The following is an 8322-nucleotide window of genomic DNA, read 5'->3' on the forward strand; positions in this document are numbered from 1 at the left end:
GGGCTGGGGCGCACGGACCGCGGCCGCGAACGGTTCGGGGTCGCGCTCTACGTGGACTTCGCCGCCCGGGAGGGCGACTGGGCGGCGTACCGCGCGGGCTGGAACTGAGGCGGACCGAACGGTCCTTCGTGCGGAGGGCTCGGTTCCGCGCCTCCAGCGTTCTGTCAACGGTGCCGCCTTGACGAATCCGTGTTGTGAGGCCAACGCGGGCATACGCTTGGCATGAGGTGAGTGCCCATGACTTCAGGTCTGGCGGACAACGTCCGTAAGTACCGGCGTGCCGCCGGGTTCAACCAAGAGGATCTGGCCGAAGCCGCCGGCGTGTCGCTCAGCACCGTGCGCAAGGTCGAACAGGGCGGGGACGCGCGTGTCGAGACCCTGCACAAGTTTGCCGGAGCCTTGGGCGTGACGACATCCGCGTTGTTCGCCACCGAAGCCCCGCGCTCAGTGGTCGGCCCCAGTGACGACACCAACCGACAGCACCTCGCCGAACTTCGCCGTGCCCTGATGCCCCCCGTCGGGTTGTCGCCCCACACGGCCGATCCGGTCGAGATGACGGAGTTGAACGAGACGACGAGCAAGGTTCGAGACGCACGCGCGCTGTACGAGGCGGACCGGTATTCGTCGGTCGCGAAGATGCTTCCGAACCTTCTCCGATCGTCCGAAGCCGCTGTCGCTGCACTTGAGGGCGAGGACCAGCGGGACGCGATGACCGCACGCTCGGAAGTCCTGCTGATGACAGGTCAGTTCCTTACCCAGGTGCGTCAGTACGACATGGGCTATTTCGCACTGTCCGAAGCGATCAAGCTCGCGAAGGACAACGACCGTAAGCTCGCAGCGGCAACGGGAGTGGTTGGCATGTGCTGGCTCCTGCTCCGGCAGGACCGGTTCGACGAATGCGAGGCGTTGGCCCTCCGGGCGGCGGAGGAAATCGAACCCCGGTTGTCCACGGCATCCACCGAACATCTCGCGGTCTGGGGAGAGTTGTGGCTTCGCGTTGCCGCGTCCGCTCGTCGGAACAATCGTCCCGACGAAGCCGCTCACGCCCGGCGCATGGCGGCTACGGCCTCCAGCGCCATGGGTCGCGAGGACATGAACTTTCCCCGTCACTGGGGCGGGTTCGGTCCGGCCACGACAAAGATGAAGGCGATCGAGGACGACCTTCTCGACGGCGACGCGCACAGGGTGATCCGGCGGGCAGGCGAAGAAGAGTTGAGCAAGAAGGGGCTGAAGAGCCTGGGCGGAGTCACGTCGAACAACTTCAACCGTCACCGGCTGGACGTGGCTCGCGCGCACGTGATGGTGGGCAGTCATCAAGAAGCCATCGAAGAACTGACCCATATCAAGAGCCGCGCGGAAGGCTGGCTGACACATCAGCCCATGGCGCGGCACATCATGACCGACCTCCTTGCGACCCGGAAGCGCACGCTGACGTCGGAGATGCGCGAGATGGCCGCTCATCTGGGCGTCACCGGTTAAATATCGCGCCACGTACTACTTCGCTCACGGCGATGGGGCAACTGCCTTGTGGCACGTGTGGTTCGGTCCGCTTCCGGTTCGTACGGTCTTTGCAGCCGGATGAACCGACCGAAGGGGGCCGACGTGCCACGCAGAACCGAAGGCGACCGGGAACGGCGGCGTGACCTCGCGGACGCGGCAGCGGGCTCACCGCCCCGGTTGCTTCCATGGACCGAGGCCGGCAGGCCCTGTTATCTGAGCACGGACGGCGGGCCGAACAGTGTTCTGTCCCGCCTTGCTGACGAGATGGAGGGCGTTCAGCTCGCGATGGGCACCGACGTTCTGGAGGCGGCGGGAAAGATCCTGGCCGACCCCGCCTCGCCCCTCTCCGAGGTGCTGTACGCGGCACTGCGACTGTCCGAGTGTCTGAGAGACACGCTCAGGGTCGCGGAGAGCCGTGGGGCCCGCATCCCGGAACCCGATGACGCGTACGCCGGGAACGGCCCCGAGCTGCCGGCCGAGGCGTTCGGATGAGCAGCCGGTTCTTCCGCTACGAGCCTCACACCATTCAACACGCGCCGGAGAGCGGCGTCACGGCGGAGCTGTTCTGCACCTTCATCGGGTGCGACGAGTCGTCCGGGCCGCAGGACAATCCCAGTGCCGCCCAGGATTGGGCACTGAGGCATACCGGCCGGAACCCCGGGCATGGCTTCTTCCGGCGCGAGTACACAGACCACGCCCGCGTGACTCGCGGAACACCGGAACCGGCCTGCTGAGCGACAGCAGGAAAGCCGGTCCAGCGGATCGGCCGACGATGCTCCCGAACCCGATCGGTCTCAGGGGCGCGGTGCCGTGCACGGCACCCGCGTGCGCCGCCGTCCGTGAGCGGGGCCGGACACGGACGGACGGTCGCACGGGGTACGGGAACCGGTGTCCGTCAGGTGCAGCCGGTTCCCGTACGGGCGGGAGCGGTCAGGTCGCTCCCGGTTCGGGGGCCCCTCGGGGCGTCAGGCGGTGGTGCGCGGCAGGGTGCGGGTGCGGCCCATTTCGCCGAGCCAGGAGGCGGACGGCTTGGGCAGCCGCTCGAAGGTCTCCGGGTTCCAGCCGATCAGGCCGAAGGTGGCCTTGTAGGTGCCCCACTCGTAGTTGTCCAGGGCGCTCCAGGCGAGGTAGCCCTGGATGTTCAGGCCGTCCTCGATCGCCGACGCGACCTCGTTCAGGGCGCCGGTGTAGTAGTCGATCCGGCGGCTGTCGTCGTCGGTCGCGATGCCGTTCTCGGTCACGATCAGCGGTACGTCGTTGCCGAGGACCTCGGCGGTGTGGCGCAGCGCGTGGCCGACCGCGGTGGGGTAGTACTCCCACGTCGTGAGGGTGCGCTCGACATCGGCGGGGGCCGGTATCGGACCCTCGGGGCCGATCTTGGTCCGGGTGTAGGACTGCACGCCGATCCAGTCGTCGCCGCGCGCGGCCTCGATGAAGACGTCCTCGCGGGGGTGGCGGTAGGCGGCGGTGACCTCCTCGGCGCCGGGCAGGGCCTGGTAGACCTGGTTGGCGATGGTCCAGCCGACCTGGATGTCCGGGTTGATCGCCCGGACGGCGGCGACGGCGGCGACGTGCGCGGCGATGACGGCCCCGGTGGTCTCGTCGTCCGGGGTGGGCAGGCCGGCGGGCGGGAAGCTGTTGTCACCGCGCTTGGCCTGTCCGGCCATCACGGCGATCATGTTCGGCTCGTTGATGGTGCAGACGTGGCTGACGCCCTCGGCGATCACCGGCGCGCAGGCCGCGACGTACCGGGCGAAGAGCTCGACGGCGCCCTCGGCGGTCCAGCCGCCGCGCGCCTCGAACCACTGCGGCACGGTGAAGTGGTGCAGGGTGATCATGGGGCGCAGGCCGCGCGCGATCGCGCCGTCCACCATGCGGCGGTAGTGGGCCAGCTCGGCGCGGGAGAAGGTGCCCTCGACCGGCTCGATGCGCGCCCACTCGACGGAGAACCGGTAGTCGGTGAAGCCCAGCGAGGCGAGGAGGTCCATGTCCTCGTCCCAGCGGTGGTAGCTGTCGGCGGCGTCCAGGCTGGGCTCGGCGATGTGGGTGCCCTCGGCGTGCTCCTTGACCCACCAGTCGCAGTTGGTGTTGTTGCCCTCGATCTGGTGGGCGGCCGTGGAGGCGCCCCACAGGAAGTTTTCGGGGAACGGGACCTGGGTGTGCGTCATCGCGGACTGTCTTTCTGGTGAGGAAGGGGTGTGACCACGGGTGCGGGCCGTGGCCTCGTACGTTTCGGTGCGGCCGCGCCGGGCCCTTCGGCCCGCGGGGCCCTTCGGCCGCGCCGGGCCCTTCGGCCCGCGGGCACGAAGCGGCCCGTAGCGCTGCCGGGCTACTTCATGCCGGCGGTGGCGATGCCCTGGGTGAAGTGCCGCTGGAGCGCGATGAACAGGACCAGCACGGGCAGGACGACCAGCAGGGAACCGGCCATCAGCATGCCGTTGGAGCCGCCCGCCTTGTTGGGGTCGGTGGCGAAGGTGGCCAGGGCGACCGGAAGCGTGTACTTGTCGGGGTCGTTGGTCGCGATGAGCGGCCAGACGAAGTTGTTCCAGGAGCCGAGGAAGGTGAAGATCGACAGCGTCGCCAGCGCGGGCTTCACCAGCGGCATCACGATGCGCCAGAAGATGTACCACTCACCGGCGCCGTCCATCCGGGCCGCTTCCAGCAGCTCGTCCGGGATCGACTGCATGAACTGCCGCATCAGGAAGACCCCGAAGGCCCCGGCGGCGAACGGCAGCACCAGACCGGCGTACGAGTCGATCAGGTGCAGCTTGCTCATCAGCACGAACAGCGGCAGCAGCATCAGGTTGCCGGGCACCATCAGGGCACCGAGCACCAGGCCGAAGATCTTGTTGCGTCCGGCGAAGTTCAGCTTGGCCAGGGCGTAGCCGAGCATCGAGCAGAACACCAGGTTCGAGACGGTGACCAGCACCGCCACGATCACCGAGTTCATGAAGTACAGCGGCAGGTCCAGCTTGTCGAGCAGCTGCCGGAAGTTCTCCAGGGTCCACTCGGTCGGGATCCACACGGGCGGGCTGGCGGTCAGCTCCGTCTGCGTCTTGAACGCGGACAGCGCCATCCACAGGAACGGGGCCGACATGACCAGCAGGCCGAGCGAGAGCAGGACGTAGACCAGGACGCGCTTCGGAGCGCGCCGCCCCGTACGGCCGCCGCCCCCGGGCTTCTTCGCGGGCGCCGTGGGAACGGCGCCCGGTGCACTGGTGGCGCTCATTTCGTGTTGTCCTTCAGCAGTCGGAGCTGGAGCACCGTGATGCCCATGATCACCACGAAGAGGACGTACGCCATGGCGCTCGCGTAGCCCATGTGGAAGAAGTTGAAGCCCTCGCGGTACATGTTCAGCGAGACGGTGAGGGTGGAGTCCGAGGGTCCGCCCTGGGTCATCACGAACGGCTCCTCGAAGACGTTGAGGTAGCCGATGGTCGTGATCACCGTGGCGTAGAGCAGGGTGGGCCGCAGCAGCGGCACCGTGATCCCCCTGAACTCCTGCCAGGCGCCGGCCCCGTCCAGCCGGGCGGCCTCCCGCACCTCGGTGGGGATGGCCTGGAGGCCGGCGATGAAGAGCACCATGACCGTGCCGAGGTTGCGCCAGACCGCCATCGCGATCATCGACGGCATGGCGAGCGTCTCCGAGCCCAGGAAGTCCGGCGCGGTGAGCCCCACCTCCGAGAAGAGCCCGGCGACCAGCCCGTCGCTCGGGTCGAGCACGAACCGCCAGACCACGGCGACCGCGACGATGGTGGTGACCACCGGGGCGTAGAAGCCGACGCGGAAGAAGGTCCGCGCCCGGTCGATGCCGTTGTTGAGCAGTACGGCGACGACCAGCCCGAGGGAGATCGTCAGCGGGACGCCGACCACCACGAAGTACGCCGTGTTGAACAGCGACTTGAGGAACTTCTCGTCGCCGAACAGCTTGGCGTAGTTCTCGAAGCCGATGAAGTTCGCGTCCATCGGGTGCGTCACGTTGCGCAGCCCGAAGTCGGTGAAGCTCATCACCAGCGTGGCGACGATCGGGAACGCCATGAAGACGAGGAAGAGCACGAGGAACGGGGTGGAGAACAGCCAGCCGGCCACGTTCTGCACGCCCATGGACTTGCCACGGCGGCGGCCCTTGGGCCCGGCGGCCGGGGACGTGGACGCCCCCGGCCCGGCCTGCGCCTCGGCCGCCTGCGCGGCCTTTGCGGTCATGGTGCGCATGACTCCTACTTCACGAGGCCTTCGATCTGGGACTGGGCGGTCTTCAGCGCGTCCTCGGCGGACGCCTTGCCCTGGGTGACCTTGGCGATGGCCTGGTCGACCTTGTCCGTGATCTCCGTCCAGTTGGACAGCGACGGGGAGGACTTGGCGGTGTCCATCTGCTTCTTGAACACCTGGAGGTCGGCGTCGTCGGCGAGGTCGCCGGAGGTCCAGGCGGCCGTGTTGGCCGGGAGGTCCTTGGTGCGCTCGTACCAGTCGGCCTGGCCCTTGGTGTCGGTCAGGTACTTGATGAACTCCTTGGCGGCGGCCTTGTGCTCACTGTCCTTGGAGATCACCAGGGAGGAACCGCCCGCCATGGAGACCGAGGACTTGTCGGCGGGCACGTTGGCCACCGCCCACTTGCCCTTGAGCTGCGGCTGGCCCTCGTTCAGCAGGGTGACGTGCCAGGGACCGCCGAAGAACATCGGGACGCGGCCGTTGCCGAAGTCCTTGACCACGTCGTAGCCGGGCTGCACGGACTTGTTGGACAGGCCCTTGTCGAAGTACGAGCCGTACTCCTTGAGCGCCTTGACGGCCTCGGGGCTGTCGATGACGGCCTTGCCCTCGTCGTTGACGATCTCGCCGCCGGCCGAGTACAGGAAGGAGTAGAAGTTCTGCACCGTGTCCAGGCCGCTGGGCAGGATGGACAGGCCCCACTTGGTCCCGGCCTTCTTCTGGTAGGCCGTGGCGAGGTCCTGCATCTCCTTCCAGTCGGTCGGAGCCTTGGTGATGCCGGCCTTCTCGGCCAGGTCGGTGCGGTAGTAGAGCACGCGGGTGTCGACGTACCACGGCACGCCGTACGCCTGGCCGTCCACCTCGCCCTGCTTCCAGCCGGAGGCGAAGTAGTCCTTCTCGTGGAAGGTCTTGGTGTCGACCGGCTCCAGGACGCCCAGCTCGGCGAACTCGCCCATGTAGCTGCCGCCCATCTGCGCCACGTCCGGCAGGGTGCCGGCGGCGGCCGCGGAGACCAGCTTCTGGTGGGCGACGTCCCAGCCGACCGGGGTCACCTTCACGGTGATGTTCGGGTTGGCCTTCGTGTACTCCTTGGCCACATCCGTGAGCTTCTCGCCCTCGGCCCCCATGGCCCAGACGGTGATCGTCTGCTTCTTGTCCGCCGCGACGTCGTCGCCGCCGGAACTGCCGCACGCGGTGAGACCGAGAGAGAGCGCAACCGTGGCTGCGATGCCGATCGTGGCGTTTCTGGCGGTGCGGGACATGGAGGGCTCCTCCTTGAGCAATCCGGATGTATGCGCTGCCTGTAAGCGCATACATCACTCTGCGGCAGAGATTCGGGAATCCGCAAGAGGGTGCTGGGTCACACTCGTGCAACGTCCCGGACACCTGGACGCCTCGTGGATGCCCGACGGGACGCGGCAAGTGTGTCATTTGCGCGGTTGGGGGAGGTGTGACCTATTTCGCTCGGTGGGCGGCGGTGTCCGTCGGCAGGCGGCGGCGGCCGCCTCCCGAGGTGCCTATACGGTCGTGACCATGGCTGATTTCACACATGACTTCCCCTTCGATCCGGGGTACGGCTACACGCTCCAGAAGCTGATGGAGGTCCCCGCTCCCACGGGTCCGGACGATTTCGACGCCTTCTGGCGGGCCCGTCACGCCGAGGCCCGCGAGGTCGCCACGGAGCCGGAGGTCGGCCCGCTGGAGGAGGAGCGCGACGGGGTGCGCATCCACGGTGTGACCTTCACCTCGGTGGGCGGCGTGCGGATCGGCGGCTGGCTGGCGCTGCCCGCCGAGGGTCCCGCGGAGCACGGTTTCGTCATCGGGCACGGCTACGGCGGCCGCGAGGCGCCCGGCCCCGAGGTGCCGCTGCCGCTGCCCCGGTCCGCGGCGATCCTGCCGTGCGTACGGGGCATGAAGGACCGCGGCCTGCACGAGGGCATCCCGGACGTGTCCAGCGCGCACGTGCTGCACGGCATAGCCTCCCGCGACACCTACGTCATCGGCGACTGCGTGGCGGACCTGTGGTGCGCGGCCTCGGCGCTGAGCGAGCTGGTGCCGGGTCTCACGCCGCAGGAGGGCGGCCCCGGGCTCGGCTACCACGGGGAGAGCTTCGGCGGCGGCCTCGGCGCGCTGGCGCTGCCCTGGGACGACCGCTTCCGGGCCGGGCAGCTCACGGTGCCGACCTTCGGCAACCACCCGCTCCGGCTCACCCTGCGCTGCATCGGCAGCGGCGAGGCGGTGCGCGGCTACCGGGAGGAGCACCCGGAGGTCACCGAGGTGCTGCCGTACTTCGACGCCGCCACCGCCGCGACCCGGCTGGAGCTGCCCGTGCTGGTGGCCGCGGCGCTCTTCGACCCGTCGGTGCCGCCGCCGGGGCAGTTCGCCGTGTACAACGCCCTGGCCGGGGAGCGCGAGCTCCAGGTCATGGACGCGGGCCACTTCGAGTACGAGGGCACGGCCGCCGACGTGGCCGGACTCCAGGCCGCCCGCAGCCGGTTCTACGGGAAGTGGCTGACTGCCTGAGGGGCGGCGACAGCCTGAGGGGCGGCGACAGTCTGAGGGGTGCCGGCCGCCCGAGGGGCAAGGGCCCGCCCCCGCCCGATCGCCGGGCGGGGG

Annotated in this window: 7 protein-coding genes; 3 read left to right on the forward strand and 4 right to left on the reverse strand. The window is 68.8% G+C overall.

The window, feature by feature from the left end; genetic code table 11:
* Positions 1-237 precede the first annotated feature (237 nt).
* Both ACFCV8_RS34210 and ACFCV8_RS34215 read left to right on the forward strand, forming a co-directional pair.
* The gene (locus ACFCV8_RS34210) at positions 238-1479 is read left to right on the forward strand and encodes a helix-turn-helix domain-containing protein (protein WP_376689408.1); all 1242 of its coding nucleotides are present in this window, start codon (positions 238-240) and stop codon (positions 1477-1479) included.
* Positions 1480-1764: 285 nt separating this feature from the next.
* The gene (locus tag ACFCV8_RS34215; protein ID WP_376689409.1) at positions 1765-1992 is read left to right on the forward strand and encodes a hypothetical protein; all 228 of its coding nucleotides are present in this window, start codon (positions 1765-1767) and stop codon (positions 1990-1992) included.
* A gap of 473 nt (positions 1993-2465) precedes the next feature.
* Here the strand turns inward: ACFCV8_RS34215 and ACFCV8_RS34220 are convergent, their stop codons facing one another.
* The 4 genes from ACFCV8_RS34220 to ACFCV8_RS34235 all read right to left on the reverse strand — a co-directional run bounded on the left by ACFCV8_RS34220 (position 2466) and on the right by ACFCV8_RS34235 (position 6968).
* A complete protein-coding gene (locus ACFCV8_RS34220; protein WP_376689410.1) occupies positions 2466-3668 on the reverse strand; it encodes a glycoside hydrolase family 1 protein in 1203 nt (400 codons plus the stop codon).
* Positions 3669-3829: 161 nt separating this feature from the next.
* The gene (locus ACFCV8_RS34225; protein ID WP_376689411.1) at positions 3830-4729 is read right to left on the reverse strand and encodes a carbohydrate ABC transporter permease; all 900 of its coding nucleotides are present in this window, start codon (positions 4727-4729) and stop codon (positions 3830-3832) included.
* Complete coding sequence (locus tag ACFCV8_RS34230) at positions 4726-5712, reverse strand: carbohydrate ABC transporter permease (RefSeq protein ID WP_376689412.1); 987 nt, start codon at positions 5710-5712, stop codon at positions 4726-4728. The genes ACFCV8_RS34225 and ACFCV8_RS34230 overlap by 4 nt, the downstream gene beginning before the upstream one ends.
* Positions 5713-5717: 5 nt before the next feature.
* A complete protein-coding gene (locus ACFCV8_RS34235; RefSeq protein ID WP_376689413.1) occupies positions 5718-6968 on the reverse strand; it encodes a sugar ABC transporter substrate-binding protein in 1251 nt (416 codons plus the stop codon).
* Between the two features lie 271 nt (positions 6969-7239).
* Between ACFCV8_RS34235 and ACFCV8_RS34240 the strand changes: the two genes are divergently transcribed.
* Complete coding sequence (locus ACFCV8_RS34240; protein ID WP_376689414.1) at positions 7240-8229, forward strand: acetylxylan esterase; 990 nt, start codon at positions 7240-7242, stop codon at positions 8227-8229.
* Positions 8230-8322 lie beyond the last annotated feature (93 nt).

This window comes from Streptomyces sp. NPDC056347 (genome assembly GCF_042262625.1).
GTDB lineage: Bacteria > Actinomycetota > Actinomycetes > Streptomycetales > Streptomycetaceae > Streptomyces.

Coding starts and splice junctions, on each gene's coding strand:
- ACFCV8_RS34230 (WP_376689412.1), bottom strand. CDS start 5,712: ATGCGCACCATGACCGCAAAGGCCGCGCAGGCGGCCGAGGCGCAGGCC.
- ACFCV8_RS34215 (WP_376689409.1), top strand. CDS start 1,765: ATGGAGGGCGTTCAGCTCGCGATGGGCACCGACGTTCTGGAGGCGGCG.
- ACFCV8_RS34220 (WP_376689410.1), bottom strand. CDS start 3,668: ATGACGCACACCCAGGTCCCGTTCCCCGAAAACTTCCTGTGGGGCGCC.
- ACFCV8_RS34240 (WP_376689414.1), top strand. CDS start 7,240: ATGGCTGATTTCACACATGACTTCCCCTTCGATCCGGGGTACGGCTAC.
- ACFCV8_RS34235 (WP_376689413.1), bottom strand. CDS start 6,968: ATGTCCCGCACCGCCAGAAACGCCACGATCGGCATCGCAGCCACGGTT.
- ACFCV8_RS34225 (WP_376689411.1), bottom strand. CDS start 4,729: ATGAGCGCCACCAGTGCACCGGGCGCCGTTCCCACGGCGCCCGCGAAG.
- ACFCV8_RS34210 (WP_376689408.1), top strand. CDS start 238: ATGACTTCAGGTCTGGCGGACAACGTCCGTAAGTACCGGCGTGCCGCC.